The sequence below is a fragment of the Acidovorax sp. Root267 genome (assembly GCF_001429215.1).
GTDB classification, from domain to species: domain Bacteria; phylum Pseudomonadota; class Gammaproteobacteria; order Burkholderiales; family Burkholderiaceae_C; genus Acidovorax; species Acidovorax radicis.
Window position 1 is genome coordinate 167,062 of record NZ_LMJC01000004.1, and the last position, 16,461, is coordinate 183,522.

General features: G+C 65.7%; 15 protein-coding genes. All 15 read right to left on the reverse strand.

All coding sequences use genetic code 11. The features are described from left to right. Nucleotides 1–50: 50 nt before the first annotated feature. The gene (gene mnhG / locus ASE39_RS06780) at nucleotides 51–434 is read right to left on the reverse strand and encodes a monovalent cation/H(+) antiporter subunit G (RefSeq protein ID WP_057270629.1); all 384 of its coding nucleotides are present in this window, start codon (nucleotides 432–434) and stop codon (nucleotides 51–53) included. Then, the gene (locus ASE39_RS06785; RefSeq protein ID WP_010465757.1) at nucleotides 431–709 is read right to left on the reverse strand and encodes a K+/H+ antiporter subunit F; all 279 of its coding nucleotides are present in this window, start codon (nucleotides 707–709) and stop codon (nucleotides 431–433) included. The genes mnhG and ASE39_RS06785 overlap by 4 nt, the downstream gene beginning before the upstream one ends. Then, on the reverse strand, nucleotides 706–1,227 hold the full coding sequence (locus tag ASE39_RS06790) for a Na+/H+ antiporter subunit E (RefSeq protein WP_057270630.1): 522 nt from the start codon (nucleotides 1,225–1,227) through the stop codon (nucleotides 706–708). Before ASE39_RS06790 ends, ASE39_RS06785 begins: the two co-directional genes overlap by 4 nt. Continuing rightward, nucleotides 1,224–2,936 (reverse strand): monovalent cation/H+ antiporter subunit D, encoded by a 1,713-nt coding sequence (locus ASE39_RS06795; protein WP_242421372.1) that lies wholly within the window; start codon nucleotides 2,934–2,936, stop codon nucleotides 1,224–1,226. The genes ASE39_RS06790 and ASE39_RS06795 overlap by 4 nt, the downstream gene beginning before the upstream one ends. Before the next feature lie 259 nt (nucleotides 2,937–3,195). Further along, on the reverse strand, nucleotides 3,196–3,561 hold the full coding sequence (locus ASE39_RS06800; RefSeq protein ID WP_010465754.1) for a Na+/H+ antiporter subunit C: 366 nt from the start codon (nucleotides 3,559–3,561) through the stop codon (nucleotides 3,196–3,198). Further along, a complete protein-coding gene (locus ASE39_RS06805) occupies nucleotides 3,552–6,509 on the reverse strand; it encodes a monovalent cation/H+ antiporter subunit A (protein ID WP_057270632.1) in 2,958 nt (985 codons plus the stop codon). The genes ASE39_RS06800 and ASE39_RS06805 overlap by 10 nt, the downstream gene beginning before the upstream one ends. Before the next feature lie 115 nt (nucleotides 6,510–6,624). After that, entirely contained in the window at nucleotides 6,625–7,056 is a 432-nt protein-coding gene (locus ASE39_RS06810; protein WP_057270652.1) for a helix-hairpin-helix domain-containing protein, read from the reverse strand. Nucleotides 7,057–7,192: 136 nt separating this feature from the next. After that, the gene (gene lapB, locus ASE39_RS06815) at nucleotides 7,193–8,350 is read right to left on the reverse strand and encodes a lipopolysaccharide assembly protein LapB (RefSeq protein ID WP_057270633.1); all 1,158 of its coding nucleotides are present in this window, start codon (nucleotides 8,348–8,350) and stop codon (nucleotides 7,193–7,195) included. Next, entirely contained in the window at nucleotides 8,340–8,669 is a 330-nt protein-coding gene (locus tag ASE39_RS06820) for a LapA family protein (RefSeq protein ID WP_010465750.1), read from the reverse strand. The genes lapB and ASE39_RS06820 overlap by 11 nt, the downstream gene beginning before the upstream one ends. Before the next feature lie 121 nt (nucleotides 8,670–8,790). After that, nucleotides 8,791–9,141: an integration host factor subunit beta gene (locus ASE39_RS06825; protein ID WP_010465749.1), complete on the reverse strand. Its 351-nt coding sequence runs from the start codon at nucleotides 9,139–9,141 to the stop codon at nucleotides 8,791–8,793. 85 nt (nucleotides 9,142–9,226) lie between these two features. After that, complete coding sequence (gene rpsA, locus ASE39_RS06830) at nucleotides 9,227–10,912, reverse strand: 30S ribosomal protein S1 (protein ID WP_010465748.1); 1,686 nt, start codon at nucleotides 10,910–10,912, stop codon at nucleotides 9,227–9,229. A 209-nt stretch (nucleotides 10,913–11,121) separates the two neighbouring features. Continuing rightward, nucleotides 11,122–13,164 carry a bifunctional 3-phosphoshikimate 1-carboxyvinyltransferase/cytidylate kinase gene (locus ASE39_RS06835; protein WP_057270634.1) on the reverse strand — a complete coding sequence of 681 codons (2,043 nt, stop codon included), beginning with the start codon at nucleotides 13,162–13,164 and terminating at the stop codon, nucleotides 11,122–11,124. 50 nt (nucleotides 13,165–13,214) lie between these two features. Beyond that, nucleotides 13,215–14,099, reverse strand: coding sequence for a prephenate dehydrogenase/arogenate dehydrogenase family protein (locus ASE39_RS06840; RefSeq protein ID WP_010465746.1), 885 nt, complete (start codon nucleotides 14,097–14,099; stop codon nucleotides 13,215–13,217). Between the two features lie 12 nt (nucleotides 14,100–14,111). Beyond that, complete coding sequence (pheA, locus tag ASE39_RS06845) at nucleotides 14,112–15,209, reverse strand: prephenate dehydratase (protein WP_010465745.1); 1,098 nt, start codon at nucleotides 15,207–15,209, stop codon at nucleotides 14,112–14,114. 68 nt (nucleotides 15,210–15,277) lie between these two features. After that, nucleotides 15,278–16,387 carry a 3-phosphoserine/phosphohydroxythreonine transaminase gene (gene serC, locus ASE39_RS06850; RefSeq protein WP_057270635.1) on the reverse strand — a complete coding sequence of 370 codons (1,110 nt, stop codon included), beginning with the start codon at nucleotides 16,385–16,387 and terminating at the stop codon, nucleotides 15,278–15,280. Nucleotides 16,388–16,461: the final 74 nt, after the last annotated feature.

The following is a 16,461-nucleotide window of genomic DNA, read 5'->3' on the forward strand; positions in this document are numbered from 1 at the left end:
GATGAAAATGGCAACTAGCGCTTATCCATAAAGCGCTGGAAGCTATTAATTCAGGAGTCTTCGGTTTCGGATGGCGCCTTGGGCTGGCTCAGGCTGGGCGGCACATTCAGCCCCATCTGCCGCGCGCGGAACAGTGCCGCGCGCATCAAGAAGATCGACATGATGGGCACCGTGATCGCCACAAACACGGCGATCAACAGCGCATGCAGCGCCAGGCTGCGGTCGGCCACCGAGAAGTACAGCACCGTGCCGTGCATGATCAGCCAGCAGCCCAGCGTGGCGATGATGGCGGGCGCGTGCACGCGCTCGAAGAACGTGGGCAGGCGCAGCAGGCCGGTGGAGCCCAGCAGCGCAAGCGCCGCACCCGACAGCACCAGCACGGCCACGATGATTTCGAGCCACAGGGGCAACACGGAGGTGGCGGCTTCGGTCATTCGATCACCTCGCCACGCAGCAAAAACTTGGCCATGGCCATCGAGCCGACAAAACTGAACAGCGCCAACAGCAGAGCGGCCTCGAAGTAGTTCTTGCTGCCGTACAGCAGGCCCAGCACCAGCATCACCAGCATGCCGCTCAGGTACATGCAATCGAGCGCCAGCACCCGGTCTTGTGCGGAAGGGCCCTTGAGCAGGCGGATCAGCGCGCAGCCCATGGCCAGGGCCAGCATGAACAGGGCGATGGGCAAGGCCCAGTCGAGGACAGGGGTCATTCAAAGATCTCCATCAAAGGGGCTTCGTAGCGCTGCTTCACATCAGCAATGACCGTGGCGGGGTCGTCCAGCTCCAGCACATGCAGCAGCAGCACGCTGCGGTCCAGCGACAGCTCGGCCCAGGCCGTGCCGGGGGTGATGCAGACGATCATCGCCAGCACGGCCAGCGCGTTGGGGTCGCGCACTTCCAGCGGAATGTGCACAAAGCCCGAGGGGTGCCGCCGGCGGCCCGGCGCCAGCAGCAGTCGTGCCACGGCCAGGTTGGAACGTGTGGTGTCGGCCATCACCGTGAGCGCCAGGCGCAGCACGGCGGCGGGTTTGCGGATGCGCACGGGCAGCGGGCGCAGCCCGGCCGTGAGCAGCGGGATGGCCAGCGCCAGTGCTGTGCCCAGCACGATGTGGCCCGCGCTCAGGCTGCGGTTGAGCAGCAGCCACAGTACCAGCAGCGCCAGCGAGAGTACGGGGGCGGGCACCAGGCGTTTGAACGGCCGCTGCACGGGGGGGTTGCGGGGCTTCATGGGGGCGTGGTTCCTTGGGGGGCAGGCGCGTCCGCGTGGGGCGGGTTGGGCACCGGGGTGGTGGTCATCACGGCGCGCACGTAGGTGGACGGCGCATGCAGCGCGTCGGCCGTGGCCTGGGTGTAGCGCATCACGGCGCCCGCCTGCCACACCAGGGCCGCGCTGGCCACCAGCAGCAGGGCGATGGGCAGGCCTTCCAGCACGAGCAGCTTGGGGGATGTGCGGTCGTGCGCCGCCCAGAAGTGGCGGATGCCCGCACGCGTGAGCGCCAGCAGCGCGAGCAGGCCCGACCCCACGAGCAGGGCCACCAGCATCCAGCCCGCAGCGCCCAGGTGGAGCCCGGCAGAGGCCCCGAGCCCCAGGGGATTGAGCAATGCGTGGACCATGGCGACCTTGCCCACAAAGCCGGGCAGGGGTGGCAGGCCCGCGATGACCAGCGTGCAGGCCATGAAGGCCAGCCCCAGGAACGCGGCAGCCGCCGGGATCACCTCGCCGATGAGCGCCTCCTCCTGGTCATCGAGGTTCATGCCTTCGGTGGGCACCAGATCGGCCGACAGGAACGGCGCATCGTCCGTCTGCTCGTAGGGGGCGAGGTTCGAGCCATCGTTGCGCCAGCGGTCGATCAGGTCGGCCAGCAGGAAGAGCGCGCTCACGGCCAGCGTGGAGCTGAGCAGGTAGTACAGCAGCCCGGCCGTGAGCAGGGTCTGCCCAAAGCCGGTGGCCGCCAGCAGCGTGCCCGACGACAGGATGGCCGCGAAGCCCGCCAGATGCCCCAGGCGCTGCGAGCCCAGCATGCCGATGGCACCGAAGGCCATCGTGAGCATGCCGCCGCCAATCAGCCACTGGCTGCCAAACTGGGCCGAGTCTCCGGCCTCGGGGCCAAACAACAGCGTCCACAGCCGCAGCACGCTGTACACCCCCACCTTCGTCATCAGCGCAAACAGTGCGCCCACCGGCGCGGTGGCCGCGCTGTAGGCAGGCACCAGCCAGAAGTTGAGAGGCCACACGGCGGCCTTGATGAGGAAGGCCACGGCCAGCACGGCCGCTGCCGCGTGCAGCAGGCCTCGGTCTGCGGGCGCAACACCGGCGACGCTCTGGGCCAGGTCGGCCATGTTGAGGGTGCCGGTGATGCCATAGAGCATCGACACACCGATCAGGAACAGCGACGAGGCTGCGAGGTTGATGGCGATGTAGTGCAGCCCCGCCGATACACGCGGGCGGCCCGAGCCGTGCAGCAGCAGGCCGTAGGACGCGGCCAGCATGATCTCGAAGAACACGAACAGGTTGAACAGGTCAGCCGTGAGGAACGCGCCCGCCAGCCCCATGAGCTGGAACTGAAACAGCGGGTGGAAGTGCACGCCCGCCCGGTGCCAGCGTGCGGCCGAGAACAGCACGCTGGCCAGTGCCACGGTGCTGGCCAGCACCAGCATCATCGCGGACAGCCGGTCGATGGCCAGCACAATGCCAAACGGCGCGGGCCAGTTGCCGGGCAGGTACACGCCCAGGCTGCCTGGAAGGCCCGGGTCCTTGGCCTGCACCAGCAGCATTACTGCGATCACCAGGCCCAGAAAGGTGGAGACGATATTGAGCGTGACCTTGGTGCGCTGGCGCTCTTCGCGCAGCAGCAGCATCAGCCCGGCCGTGAGCATGGGCAGCGCGATGGGCGCCAGGATCAGGTGCGGCATCAACCGCTCCAGAAGAAGTTGCATGGATGTCATGTGGTTCGTCCAAGGCGCTGCGCACAACACTGGCGCGCCCCGAGCGAGGGCAGCCAAGCAAGGGCCGCCCCGCAGCGAGAGTGGGAAGCGCCCCAGAAGTCCATGGCGCAGCGCATGAAACTGGCGCGCCCCAGGCCAGGGCAGCCAAGCAAGGGCCGCCCCGCAGCGAGGGCTGCGTCCCCCTGCCCGCAGTGCGCAGCACTGCGAGAGCGGGGGGAAGGCGCGCAGCGCCTTAGGGGGGTGTTCTTCATCACGGCATTTCCTGCGCATCCTTGGCGCGCGTGCCGTCCACATGGTCGGTGCCCGCCATGCCGCGCGATGCCAGCAGCACTACGAGGAAGAGGGCGGTCATCGCAAAGCCGATCACGATGGCCGTGAGCGTGAGGGCCTGGGGCATGGGGTCGGCGTAGTGGGCCAGGTCCTGCGGCAGGCCCGGCTGCAGCACAGGTTCCTTGTCGATGGCCAGGCCCAGGCGGCCCATGCTGAAGATGAACAGGTTGACGGCATACGACAGCAGCGACAGGCCCATGATGACCTGGAAGGTGCGTGGCCGCAGCAGCAGCCACACGCCCGAGCCGGTGAGCACGCCGATGGCCAGGGCCAAAATCAGTTCCATGGGCTTTCTCCCTGTGTGGTGGCAGCGTCTGCGGTGGTCTGCGCTTCATCCGAGGCGCGCGCATGGTTGTAGCGGTGGCTGCGCACCGACTGGTGGGCGATGCCGGTGAGGATGAGCATGGTCGAGCCCACCACCAGCGTGAACACGCCGATGTCGAAGAACAGTGCGCTGGCCACATGGACCTCGCCCACCACCGGCAGGTGCCAATGGGCCGTGTGGCTGGTCAGGAACGGGTAGCCCCAGGCCAGTGCGCCCAGCCCGGTGGCCAGCGCGGCCAGCAGGCCCACGCCGATCCAGCGGCGCGGGTACAGGGGCAGATGCGCCTCGACCCATGACGTGCCCGAGACGATGTACTGCAGCAGCAGCGCCACCGAGAACACCAGCCCGGCCACAAAGCCGCCGCCGGGCTCGTTGTGGCCGCGCATGAACAGGTACATGGACACCAGCGTGGCAAACGGCAGCATCAGCCGCACCAGCACAGCAGGCACCATGAGGTAGCCCACGGCGGTGTCGGCGGTCTGGCGCGGATTGGACAGGTCGGTGTCCACGTCGGCGGGCAGGGCGCGTTGCTGGGGCGGCAGGTCCATCACCTCGCGCGCGGGCCGAAAGCGCCGCAGCAGCGCATACACCGTGAGCGCCACGATGCCCAGCACCACGATCTCGCCAAAGGTGTCGAAGCCCCGGAAGTCCACCAGCATCACGTTGACCACGTTGGTGCCGCCGCCTTCGCTGAGCGCGCGCTCGAGGAAGAAGGTCGAGGTGCTGTCGGGGAAGGGCCGGCTCATCATGGCAAACGACAGCAGGGCCATGCCCGCGCCCGTGGTCAGTGCCAGCGCCATGTCGCGGTAGCGGCGCAATTGGGTGCGGCGCTCTTCGGCCAGCGTGGGCTTGCGCAGGGCTTCGTCGCGGCGCGGCAGCCAGCGCAGGCCCAGCAGGATGAGGATGGTGGTGACCACCTCCACCACGATCTGCGTGAGCGCCAGGTCGGGGGCCGAGAACCAGAGGAAGGTCAGGCACACGCACAGCCCCGCACCGCCCAACAGGGTGAGCGCCGCCAGCCGGTGGTACTTGGCCTGCCAGGCCGCCGCCATGGCGCACAGCCCACCCAGCAGCCATAGCAGCGCGAAGGCCGGAGACAGCGGCAGCTGCGCCCGGTCGCCAATAGGCAGGCCCCGTGCCCACAGGGGCAGCACGCAGGCCACGAGCGCAGCACTGACCAGCCACAGCATCTGCCATTGCAGGCGCCCGGTGCCCAGCATCCGGCGGCCATGGCGGCCCCACTGGGTGACGGCCGCCAGGGTGCCTTCGAACAGCCGCTGGCCGCTGATGTGGTGCATGACCGGTGGCGCATCCAGCACGCCTTTTTCGCGCTGCCAGCGCAGCAGGGCATACAGCGCGATGCCCCCGCCCAGGGCCACCAGGCTCATCACGAACGGTGTGTTGAACCCGTGCCAGACCGCCAGGCTGTAGGTGGGCAGCTCGCCCCCCACCACCGGCCGCGCGGCTGCGGCCAGGTAGGCGCCTACGGACCAGGCAGGCAGCGTGCCCACCACGAGGCAGGCCAGCACCAGCAGCTCGACCGGCACCCGCATCCAGTGCGGCGGCTCGTGGGGCGGGCGCGGCAGGTCGGTGGCGGGCGGGCCCCAGAACACATCGACCGTGAAGCGCAGCGAATACGCCACGCTGAACATGCCCGCCACGGTGGCGGCCACGGGCAGCAGCCATTCCAGCATCGGCGTGGTGTTCACGTACACCGTTTCGGCAAAGAACATTTCCTTGGACAGGAAGCCGTTGAGCAGCGGCACGCCTGCCATCGCAGCACTGGCCACCATGGCCAGGGTGGCTGTGATGGGCATCATCTTGCGCAGCCCGGAGAGCCGCCGTATGTCCCGCGTGCCACTTTCATGGTCCACGATGCCCACGGCCATGAACAGCGAGGCTTTGAAGGTGGCGTGGTTCATGATGTGGAACACGGCGGCCACAGCGGCCAGCGGGCTGTTCAGGCCCAGCAGCAAGGTGATGAGGCCCAGGTGCGAAATGGTGGAATACGCCAGCAGGCCTTTGAGGTCGTTCTGGAACATCGCCGCATAGCCACCCACCAGCAAGGTGCACAGGCCCGCGCCACCCACCAGCCAGAACCACTCCTCGGTGCCCGCCAGCGCAGGCCACAGGCGCGCCATCAGAAACACACCCGCCTTGACCATGGTGGCCGAGTGCAGGTACGCCGAAACGGGCGTGGGCGCGGCCATGGCATGGGGCAACCAGAAGTGAAAAGGGAACTGCGCGCTTTTGGTCAGCGCGCCCAGCAGGATCAGCACCAGCGCGGTCAGGTACAGCGGGTGCGCCTTGATCAGCGCGCCTGCGGCCAGCACGTGATCGAGGTCGTAGCTCCCGACGATGTGGCCCAGCACCAGCATGCCAGCCAGCATGCACAGGCCGCCCGTGCCTGTCACCGTCAGCGCCATGCGTGCGCCGCGCCGGGCATCCTTGCGGTGGTGCCAGTAGCCGATCAGCAAGAAGGAAAACAGGCTGGTCAGTTCCCAGAAGAACGCAATCTGGAGGATGTTGCCCGACAGCACCACGCCCACCATGGCCCCCATGAACGCCAGAAAGAACGCAAAAAAGCGCGGCACCGGGTCGGCCGCTGACATGTAATAGCGCGCATACAGCACCACCAGGCTGCCCACGCCCAGCACCAGCATGCTGAACATCCATGCAAAGCCATCCATGCGGATGACGAGGTTCAGGCCCAGGGCGGGGAGCCACGCCAACTCCTGTCGCAGCACGCCGCCATCGGCAATCTCGGGAAAGTAGAGCGCCACCTGCACGGTGCAGAACAAGGCGATCAGGCCTGCCAGCGTGGACTCGGTGTTGCGGGCATTGGCGGGCAGTACCGCTGCCAGCAGGCTGCCGATGAAGGGGAGGAGGATGAGGGTGATCAGGGGCATGCGCGAACAATTTTAGGGGCACCCCCCAAAGTCCCTGCCCAGGCCTTGCCGTTGCGCAACCCATGGCCCAAAAAAACAAGCCCGCCGAGGCGGGCTTGTAGCTTGCGGTGCGTGCTTAGTTTTTGCTAGCGCTGGCGGCGGAAGTGGACTCTGGCGGCGGGGTCACAGGGGCCGCCGCATCTTTTCCTGGGCCCTCTTGGGCCTTGCGGTCAGCGCCCTGTGCCGGGGCCTGTTTCTTGTGGCCGCGCTGGTTCTTCGCTTCGGCCTTGGCGGCCGCCGCTGCGCTGTACTTTTTACCACCCACGGTGAGGCCTTCCTTGGAGAAGTTCACCGCGCTTTTGTGGCCCACACCACCCACGCGGCCGACGAAGTCGTTCCAGTCCTTGAAAGGTGCACTTCTGCGTTCTTCCAGGATGCGGCCCGACAGGCCTGGCCCGATGCCCTTGATGCCGTCGAGCTCCGCCTCGGTGGCCGTGTTCACGTCCACGGCGGCGAAAGATGCCACGGCAAACAGCATGGCAACGAGGGCGAGCAGTTTTTTCAGCATGGTGATTGGTTTGCTGGTGTTCGTGGTGGGGTACGACCGAAGGATTTCAGACATGACTTACGCAAAACAGGCCTCAGGCACGTGGACTGCCCCAGGGCAAGGCGGTTCTGTTGCATCCCGGTTTGCGCAAGTCCTATCAGAGTTCTTCGACACGGCGGGCGGGGTAGCTGTCCCAGGTCTGGCAGCCGGGGCACTGCCAGAAATGCTGGCGTGCCTCGAAGCCGCAGGCCGCACAGCGGTAGCGTGTGAGCGGCTTGACGGCATGTTCCAGCGCACGCTGGATCTGGGGATGAAATTCTTCGTGCTCCAGCTTCTCGGTGGCCAGCCATTTGGCGGCGGCGACCAGCGAGCGTTCCTTATCCAGGTGCTGCACGTAGCGCTGCCGGGCGGACCCACGGGTGGCCTCGTTGGCGGTCTCCATGGCCACGATGCTCTCCAGCACATCCAGTGAAGGGGCCTGCGCATAGTGGGCCTGCAGCAATGCCTGCACTTCAGGCGTGCGCCCCGTGGCGGTGGCCGCCTCGACCATCAGCGGAGCGGCCAGGGGCAGGGCGGCGGGATTGCGCTCGCCCAGCACTTTCAGGGTGGCCAACACGGCGGCGGGCTGGCCCATGAGGCGCTGCAGCCGCGCCAGCTCGATGCGTGCACGGGCGGCCTCGGGGGCGGCGGCCACGGCCTGCTCCAGCAAGGCCTGAGCGCCGGGAAGGTCGCCCTGTGCACTCAGCGCCAGCGCCTGCTCGCACAGGTAGTGGGCCTGGCGGGTGCTGAAGTCGCCCTGATCGGCGTCGTGCATCTTGCGGGCAATGGTGGCGGCATGGGGCCAATCGCGTGAACGCTCATAAATGGCCAGCAGCGCCAGGCGGGCCTGGGCCTCGAAGGGGGTGCCTTCCAGGCGGTGCAAGGCTTCTTCCGCCCGGTCGAGCAGGCCGGCCTTGAGAAAGTCGAGCGCCAGTGCGTGCTGGGCACGTTCGCGGTCGGTGCGGCTCAGGTCGCCGCGCGATAGCAGGTGCTCGTGCACGCGCACGGCACGGTCGTATTCACCCCGGCGGCGGAACAGGTTGCCCAGTGCAAAGTGCAGTTCGGAGGTGTCGGGGTCGTTCTGCACGGCCTCGATGAAGGCGTCGATCGCCTGGTCTTGTTGCTCGTTGAGCAGGAAGTTCAGGCCTTTGAAGTACGCCTTGGGTGCGCGGCGGTTTTCGGCGCGCAGCTGGCGCAGGTCAAAACGCGAAGCCAGCCAGCCCAGCACAAAGGCCACGGGCAGACCCAGCAGGATCCAGGTCAGGTCAAATTCCATGGGCGGAAGGCAGGTCTGGCGGTGGTGGCGGTGCAGGGGGGGTTGTCGTGGCTGCGGCGGGGGAGGCAACGGGCGTGGGCACGGCCACTGCTGCATGGGCGCGGCGCGCTGCGGCGCGGTGCCTCCACCAGCGCGGCACCATGCCCAGCACACCCACGGCGAGCCCGGCCGAGAAGGCCGTCAGCACCACCAGCACCAACGGCGCGCGCCATTGCGTGCCAAAGAAGAAGTGCACGGTGGCGTCCTGCTGGTTGTTCAGCGCGAAGGCAAACAGTGTAAAAAAAATGGCTGCCTTGAGCAGCCACAGGAGGTATTTCATCGGTCTCCCCAGTGGTGGGGCGATTCTAAGAGCTTGGGCCTGGGGGGCTGCACGGCCCTTGCCGGATAAGAATTCAGATCAAATGTGCCTCTGGCGCTTATCCATAAAGCGCTGGAAGCTATCATTTTTGAATGGACGTGCTGCCGGCTGCCCCGGAGTTTTCTTCCATTTCGGCAGTGCGCTTGTCCACGGCCTCGCGCAGGGCCTTGCCTGGCTTGAAATGGGGTACACGTTTTTCGGGAATGGCCACGGCCTCGCCGCTGCGTGGATTGCGGCCCATGCGGGGGGGACGGTGGTTCACCGAGAAGCTGCCAAAACCCCGGATCTCGATGCGGTGCCCGCGCACGAGGGCTTCGCCCACGGCGTCCAGGATGGTCTTGACGGCGTATTCGGCATCGCGGTGTGTCAGCTGGCCAAAACGTGCGGCCAGTTCTTCAACGAGGTCTGAGCGGGTCATGGAGTCTTGGGGCATAGGCGGACTGCGGGTGGCAGGTCTTTGCTGAAAAAAGAGCGGGCGCCGAGGCGCCCGCTGTCTGACCGTTTAACGGGTCAGCGCTTTACTTTTCCGAGTTGTCCAGCTTGGCGCGCAGCAGGGCGCCCAGGCTGGTCGTGCCGGCGCTTTCGCGGCTGGACTGTTGGCTCAGGTTGGCCATGGCGCCTTGTTCGTCAGCCATGTCCTTTTGCTTGATCGACAGCTGGATGTTGCGGGTCTTGCGATCCACATTGACCACCACAGCGGTGACTTCGTCGCCTTCCTTGAGCACGTTGCGGGCATCTTCCACTCGGTCGCGGGAGATTTCCGAAGCGCGCAGGTAGCCCACGATGTCTTCGCCGAGGTCGATTTCAGCGCCACGGGCGTCCACGGTCTTGACCTTGCCGGTCACCGTCTGGCCCTTGTCGTTCACGGTCACGAACGTGGTGAATGGGTCGCCGTCGAGCTGCTTGATACCCAGCGAGATGCGTTCACGGTCCACGTCCACGGCCAGCACGATGGCTTCCACTTCCTGGCCCTTCTTGTAGTTACGAACCGCGGCTTCGCCGGCTTCGTTCCACGAGAGGTCAGACAAGTGCACCAGGCCGTCGATGCCGGCAGCCAGGCCCACGAACACGCCGAAGTCGGTGATCGACTTGATAGGACCCTTGACGCGGTCGCCGCGCTTCGTGTCCTGTGCGAATTCTTGCCATGGGTTGGCCTTGCACTGCTTCATGCCCAGGCTGATACGGCGCTTGTCTTCGTCGATTTCCAGAACCATGACTTCGACTTCGTCACCCAGCGAAACCAGCTTGGCGGGAGCGATGTTCTTGTTGGTCCAGTCCATTTCGGAGACGTGCACCAGGCCTTCGATGCCGGGTTCGAGTTCCACAAATGCGCCGTAGTCGGCGATGTTCGTGATCTTGCCGAACAGGCGGGTCGATTGTGGGTAGCGGCGGTTCACGCCCATCCATGGGTCGTCGCCCATTTGCTTCAGACCCAGCGAGACACGGTTCTTTTCGGTGTCGAACTTCAGGATCTTGGCCGTGATTTCCTGGCCAGCCGTCACCACTTCGGAAGGGTGACGCACGCGGCGCCATGCCATGTCGGTGATGTGCAGCAGGCCGTCGATGCCGCCCAGGTCCACGAACGCACCGTATTCGGTGATGTTCTTGACCACGCCTTGAACGATGGAACCTTCCTTCAGGGTTTCCATCAGCTTGGCGCGCTCTTCGCCCATGGAGGCTTCCACCACAGCGCGGCGGCTCAGCACCACGTTGTTGCGCTTGCGGTCCAGCTTGATGACCTTGAATTCCATGGTCTTGTTTTCGTACGGCGTCAGATCCTTGATCGGACGCGTATCGATCAGCGAACCGGGCAGGAATGCGCGGATGCCGTTGACCAGGACGGTCAGGCCGCCCTTGACCTTGCCGCTGGTCGTGCCAGTGACGAATTCGCCGGATTCGAGGGCCTTTTCCAGGCTCATCCAGGAAGCCAGGCGCTTGGCCGTGTCGCGCGACAGGATGGTGTCGCCGTAGCCGTTTTCGATGGAGCCAATGGCCACCGACACGAAGTCACCCACTTGGACTTCGACTTCGCCCTTGTCGTTCTTGAACTCTTCCAGCGGCACGTAGGCTTCGGACTTGAGGCCAGCGTTCACGACCACGAAGTTGTGCTCGACGCGCACGACTTCAGCGGTGATGACTTCGCCTGGGCGCATTTCCGTGCGCGTCAAAGATTCTTCAAAAAGGGCGGCAAAAGATTCGGACATGTGTTTCCTTGCCACAAACAGGATTCCGGGAGCACTATTGCTACCGTTTTTATAGCTGCTTGCGGTGGTTTTTTGCGGTAGAACCGCGGGTTAGGTTATCGATCCACACAACCTGTGCGCTGGCGCGCGAGAGGGGTTGCGTGGGCCTGTTGCAGGGCCTTTCAGCCTTGCTTGCGGAGCCCCGTTTTTGACGGAAAGCCCCACACGTTTCAACCTTGCGCAGACCCTGCGAAAGGTTGGCGCTCCTGCCACCAGGCCAGCACCTGCTCGACGGCTTCATCAATCGTCAAGGTGGAGTTGTCCAGGACCAGAGCGTCCTGCGCGGGCTTGAGAGGAGCGACGCTGCGGGTACTGTCCCGGGCGTCGCGCGCTTCCAGATCTGCGCGAAGGTCTTCGATACTAGCCGAAAAACCCTTTGAAATCAACTGTTTATAACGCCGCTCGGCGCGGCACGCCGCGCTGGCCGTCAAATACACCTTGAGAGGGGCCTCTGGAAAGATCACCGTGCCCATGTCGCGGCCGTCGGCCACCAGCCCGGGCAAGCGCCGGAAGCTGTGTTGCAGGTCTACCAGGGCCTCGCGCACAGCGGGCAGGGCGGAGACGCGGGACGCGTTCATGCCGGCCTCCTCGGTACGAATGGCTTCCGTCACATCGTCGCTGCCCAGCCACACCCGGCCGTTTTCGAAGCGCACGGGCAGCGTCTGGGCCATGGCCGCAATGCGGGCTTCGTGGGCCGCATCGATGGCCAGGCCGGCGCGCAGGGCGGCCAACGCGGTGATACGGTACATCGCGCCCGAATCCAGAAACCGGTAGCCCAGGCGCTGTGCGACAGCCGCAGCCACCGTTCCCTTGCCGGAGGCGGTAGGGCCATCGATGCAGATCACTGGGATATGGTCCGTGGCGGTCTGCGCGACCGAGAACAGGGCTTCAAAGTAGTCAGGGAAGGTCTTGGCCACGCATTTGGGATCTTCGATGCGCACGGGCAGGCCTGCCGGGTTGAAGGCTGCCAGCGAGAAACACATGGCCACGCGGTGGTCGTCGTAGGTGTGGATGCTGGCGGGTTTCCAGTCGGCCTGTTGCGCGGGCGGGGTCACGCGGATGAAATCCGCGCCCTCTTCGACCTTGGCGCCGAGCTTGCGCAGCTCGTTGGCCATGGCGGCGATGCGGTCGGTCTCCTTCACACGCCAGCTGGCGATGTTGCGCAGGGTGGTGGTTCCCTCGGCATACAGCGCCATCACGGCCAGGGTCATGGCGGCATCGGGGATGTGGTTGCAGTCCAGGTCGATGGCCTTGAGCGGCCAGCCCTGGCCAGGCTCGCCCCGCTGGATGTGCAGCCAGTTGGGGCCGCCGGTGATCACGGCGCCCATGGCACGGGCCGCTTCGACAAAGCGGATGTCACCCTGGATCGACTCCAGGCCCACGCCCTGAATTTTGATGCCTTTTTGGCCGCTGGCGCTTGATGTGATTGCGCCAATTGCTATGAAATAGCTAGCGGACGAGGCGTCGGCCTCGACATGGATGGCGCCCGGCGACTGGTAGCGGCTGCCCGCTGCAATCGTGAACCGCTGCCAGTTCTGGTGCTCGACCACGATGCCAAAGCGAGCGAGCAACTGGAGCGTGATCGCGATGTAGGGCTTGGAAATGAGCTCTCCCACCACATCGATCACGATGTTCTGGGAGCCAGCTGCCAGGGGCAGTGCCATGAGCAGGGCGGTGAGGAACTGGCTTGACACATCGCCGCGCACGCGAATGGGGGTGGCGAGCGCCAAGGCGGGCACACCTTCGGCGTGGGCGATGCGCAGCGGCGGGTAGCCGTCGTTGCCCAGGTAGTCGATCTGGCAGCCGAGCTGGCGCAGCGCGTCCACCAGGTCGCCGATAGGGCGTTCGTGCATGCGCGGGACGCCAGACAGCTCGAATTCGCCCCCCAGCAAGGCCAGCGCGGCCGTGAGGGGGCGCATGGCGGTGCCGGCGTTGCCCATGAAGAGCTGGGCTGGCGATTGGGGTGCGCGGCCGCCCAGGCCTGTGATGTGCACGGTGCTGCCCGCTTCATCCACCGTGCAGCCGATCTGGCGCAGCGCATCAAGCATCACGCGGGTGTCGTCGGACGCCAGCAGGTCGTGCACGGTGGTGGTGCCGTTGCTCAGCGCGGCCAGCAGCAGCACACGGTTGGAGATGCTCTTGGAGCCGGGCAGGTGGACTTCGCCTCCGGCAGCGTCAAGCGCAGGAAGGTCGAGGAAGGCGGTGCTGAACATGGGGGCTAGGGAGCAGGTGGTGCGCGCTGGCGCAGCAGTGGGTGGGCGGGTCAGCGCTGTTTGGAGGTTCTTTGGGCCCCCATGCGCCAGTGGGCACGGGTCTCGCTGGCCAGGGTCAGCATGTCTTCCAGTGCCTGGGCATCGCCCTTTTGCATGGCCTGCTCCAGGGTGTGCAACGCCTGCTGGAACAGCTTGGACTGGGCGATCAGCTCTTCGCGGTTGGACAGCAGGATGTCGCGCCACACCTTGGGGTCACTGGCGGCGATGCGCGTGAAGTCGCGAAACCCCGGGCCCGCCAGCGACAGGAAGTCGTCACCGTGTGCCTGGCCCGTGATGCTGTTCATCATGGCAAAGGCCAGCACATGGGGCAGGTGGCTGACGGCCGCGAAAGCTGCATCGTGCGACTCGGGCGACATGCTGGAGACGCGGCTGCCCAGCGCTGTCCAGATCTCCTGGGCTTTTTGCAGCTGTGCGGTGAAGGTGCGCTCGGTGGGGGTCAGGATGACCTGGCGCCCGCTGTAGAGATCGGCCTCGGCATGTTCCACGCCCGAAACTTCGCGTCCTGTGATGGGGTGTGCGGGCACAAAGGAGCCCACCTGGTCGCGCAAGGCGCGGCGCGCGGCCTGCACCACGTCGGCCTTCGTGGAGCCCACGTCCATGATCAGCATCTGGGGGGTGACCAGGTGCTTGATGGCCTTGAGCGTGGCTTCGGTGGCGGCCACGGGCACGGCCACCAGCACGATGTCTGCACCGGCCACGGCCAGCAAGGCGGAGGGGGCCTCGACATCGATCACGCCCATCTGGCGGGCGCGGTCGGTGGTGGAAGGCGACTTGCTGTAGCCCACCACGCGCTTGACGAGGCCGGCCTTCTTCATGGCCAGCGCAAACGAGCCGCCCATGAGCCCGCAGCCGATCAATCCCAATTGTTCAAACATGACGGCGGCTCCTTACGAGGACACGGGGTAGGTTCCCAGGACCTTGTAGAACGCGCACAGACTGCGCAATTCTTCCAGGGCCCGTGCCACGTGGGGCTGGGCGGGGTGGCCGTCGAGGTCGATGTAGAAGTAGTACTCCCACTGGCCCGTGCGTGCGGGGCGCGATTCAAAACGCGTCATCGACACGCCATGTGTTTTGAGGGGCACGAGCAGGTCATGCACGGCGCCGGGCTGGTTGGGCACCGAGACGACCAGGCTGGTGCAGTCCTTGCCCGAGGGCGGTGGCGTCTGCAGCGTGTGGGGCAGGCAGATGATGGCAAAACGCGTGCGGTTGTACGCGTCGTCCTGGATGGCGTGGGCGACGATATGCAGGCCAAATTGTGTGGCAGCACGTTCGCTCGACAGCCCGGCCCAGGCCGGGTTGGTGGTTGCCAGCCGGGCACCCTCGGCGTTGCTCGATACGGGGCGGCGCTCGGCATGCGGCAGGTGCTTGGTCAACCACGCCTGGCATTGGGCCAGCGCTTGCGGGTGGGCCAGCACCACCTCGATGCCGTCCAGCGAGTTGCTGGTGCGCAGCAGGTTGTGGCGCACCAGCAGGCTGACTTCACCCACCACATGGGTGGGGGTGTGCAGGAACAGGTCGAGCGAGCGGGTCACCACGCCTTCGGTGGAATTCTCTACCCCCACCACGCCGTACTGGGCGCTGCCAGCCGCGGTGGCGTGGAACACCTCGTCGAAGTTGGCGCAGTACATCAGGTCGGCCGCGCCGCCAAAGAATTCGATGGCGGCCTGCTCGCAGAAAGTGCCTTCGGGGCCGAGCACGGCCACGCGCTGGGGCGATTCAAGCGCCAGGCAGGCGGACATGATTTCGCGCCAGATGGCGGCCACGTGGGGCCCCTTGAGCGGGCCAGGGTTGGCCGTCTGGATCTTCTCGATCACCTGCGCCACGCGGTCAGGGCGAAAGAATGGCGTGCCTTCGCGCTTTTTCACTTCGCCTACCTGCTCGGCCACCAGCGCCCGCTGGTTCAGCAGCGTCAGTAGTTGCTGGTCGATGGAGTCGATCTGCACGCGCAGGCTGGCGAGGTCGGGTGAGGCTTGCGGAGTGTTCATGAATGGGGAAATGTCTTCTTGCTGCGGGGCTGTTTTTTGGCCGGTGTGTCGCCAGCGTTCACGCCTTCTCAGGCGTGTTTTTGCTCAAATTCTCGCATGTAGTCCACCAGCGCCTGCACACCCGCCAGCGGCATGGCGTTGTAGATGCTGGCACGCATGCCACCCACGGACTTGTGGCCCTTGAGTTGCAACAGGCCGCGTTCCTTGGCGCCGGCCAGGAAGGCGTCATTGCGGCTTTCGTCGCGCAGGAAGAAGGGGACGTTCATGCGCGAGCGGCAGTTGGCCGCCACCTTGTTCACATACAGCTGCGAGGTATCGATGGCGCCGTAGAGAAGCTCGGCCTTGGCCACGTTGCGCTGCTCCATGGCTTCGACGCCGCTCAACGCCCCTTCGGTCTGGCGCTTGAGCCACTGGAAGGTCAGGCCCGCAACGTAGATGCCCCAAGTGGGGGGGGTGTTGTACATCGACTGGTTCTCTGCCACCACGCGGTAGTCAAACGCACTGGGGCAGGCGGGCAGGGCATGGCCCAGAAGGTCTTCACGCACGATCACCAGCGTGAGGCCGGCAGGCCCGAGGTTCTTCTGCGCACCGCCAAAGGCCAGCCCGACACGCGACCAGTCCACCGGCCGCGATGCGACATGGGACGAAAAATCAATGACCAGGGGGGCATCGGTGCCCAACGCCTTCAGGTCGGGCAGCTGGTGGAACTCGGTGCCATTGATGGTCTCGTTGCTACAGAGATGCAGGTAGCTAGCGCCCCGGCTGACCGTCCAGGAGGCCGGGTCGGGCAGGGTGGTGAAGCCGGTGTCTTCTGCGGAGGCCACGATGTTCACTTCGGACGCGTATTTGCGAGCTTCCTTCTGCGACTTCTGGCTCCAGCTGCCGGTCACCACAAAATCGACCACGCCAGCGCGCGAGAGATTGAGCGGGACGATGGCGTTCTCGGCCAGGCCACCGCCTTGCATGAACAGGATCTTGAAATGCGAGGGCACGGCCAGAAGTGCACGCAGATCAGCTTCAGCCTGTTCGTAGATGGACAGGAACTCCTTGCCCCGGTGGCTCATTTCCATCACGCCCATGCCGCTGCCATGCCAATCCAGCATCTCGGCGGCTGCCTGCTCCAGGACTTCGGTGGGTATGGCGGCCGGGCCGGCCGAGAAGTTGTACGGGCGTGTCATGTTTTTTGAATCAAAAAGGCTGCTGGCGCTTATTAGGTAAGCGCCAGCAGCTTCAGTTTTAATAGCATACTGGG

Excerpts from the sequence above, each read along its gene's own strand:
- mnhG (WP_057270629.1), bottom strand. The coding sequence starts at position 434 with ATGACCGAAGCCGCCACCTCCGTGTTGCCCCTGTGGCTCGAAATCATC.
- ASE39_RS06785 (WP_010465757.1), bottom strand. The coding sequence starts at position 709 with ATGACCCCTGTCCTCGACTGGGCCTTGCCCATCGCCCTGTTCATGCTG.
- ASE39_RS06790 (WP_057270630.1), bottom strand. The coding sequence starts at position 1,227 with ATGAAGCCCCGCAACCCCCCCGTGCAGCGGCCGTTCAAACGCCTGGTG.
- ASE39_RS06795 (WP_242421372.1), bottom strand. The coding sequence starts at position 2,936 with ATGCAACTTCTTCTGGAGCGGTTGATGCCGCACCTGATCCTGGCGCCC.
- ASE39_RS06800 (WP_010465754.1), bottom strand. The coding sequence starts at position 3,561 with ATGGAACTGATTTTGGCCCTGGCCATCGGCGTGCTCACCGGCTCGGGC.
- ASE39_RS06805 (WP_057270632.1), bottom strand. The coding sequence starts at position 6,509 with ATGCCCCTGATCACCCTCATCCTCCTCCCCTTCATCGGCAGCCTGCTG.
- ASE39_RS06810 (WP_057270652.1), bottom strand. The coding sequence starts at position 7,056 with ATGCTGAAAAAACTGCTCGCCCTCGTTGCCATGCTGTTTGCCGTGGCA.
- lapB (WP_057270633.1), bottom strand. The coding sequence starts at position 8,350 with ATGGAATTTGACCTGACCTGGATCCTGCTGGGTCTGCCCGTGGCCTTT.
- ASE39_RS06820 (WP_010465750.1), bottom strand. The coding sequence starts at position 8,669 with ATGAAATACCTCCTGTGGCTGCTCAAGGCAGCCATTTTTTTTACACTG.
- ASE39_RS06825 (WP_010465749.1), bottom strand. The coding sequence starts at position 9,141 with ATGCCCCAAGACTCCATGACCCGCTCAGACCTCGTTGAAGAACTGGCC.
- rpsA (WP_010465748.1), bottom strand. The coding sequence starts at position 10,912 with ATGTCCGAATCTTTTGCCGCCCTTTTTGAAGAATCTTTGACGCGCACG.
- ASE39_RS06835 (WP_057270634.1), bottom strand. The coding sequence starts at position 13,164 with ATGTTCAGCACCGCCTTCCTCGACCTTCCTGCGCTTGACGCTGCCGGA.
- ASE39_RS06840 (WP_010465746.1), bottom strand. The coding sequence starts at position 14,099 with ATGTTTGAACAATTGGGATTGATCGGCTGCGGGCTCATGGGCGGCTCG.
- pheA (WP_010465745.1), bottom strand. The coding sequence starts at position 15,209 with ATGAACACTCCGCAAGCCTCACCCGACCTCGCCAGCCTGCGCGTGCAG.
- serC (WP_057270635.1), bottom strand. The coding sequence starts at position 16,387 with ATGACACGCCCGTACAACTTCTCGGCCGGCCCGGCCGCCATACCCACC.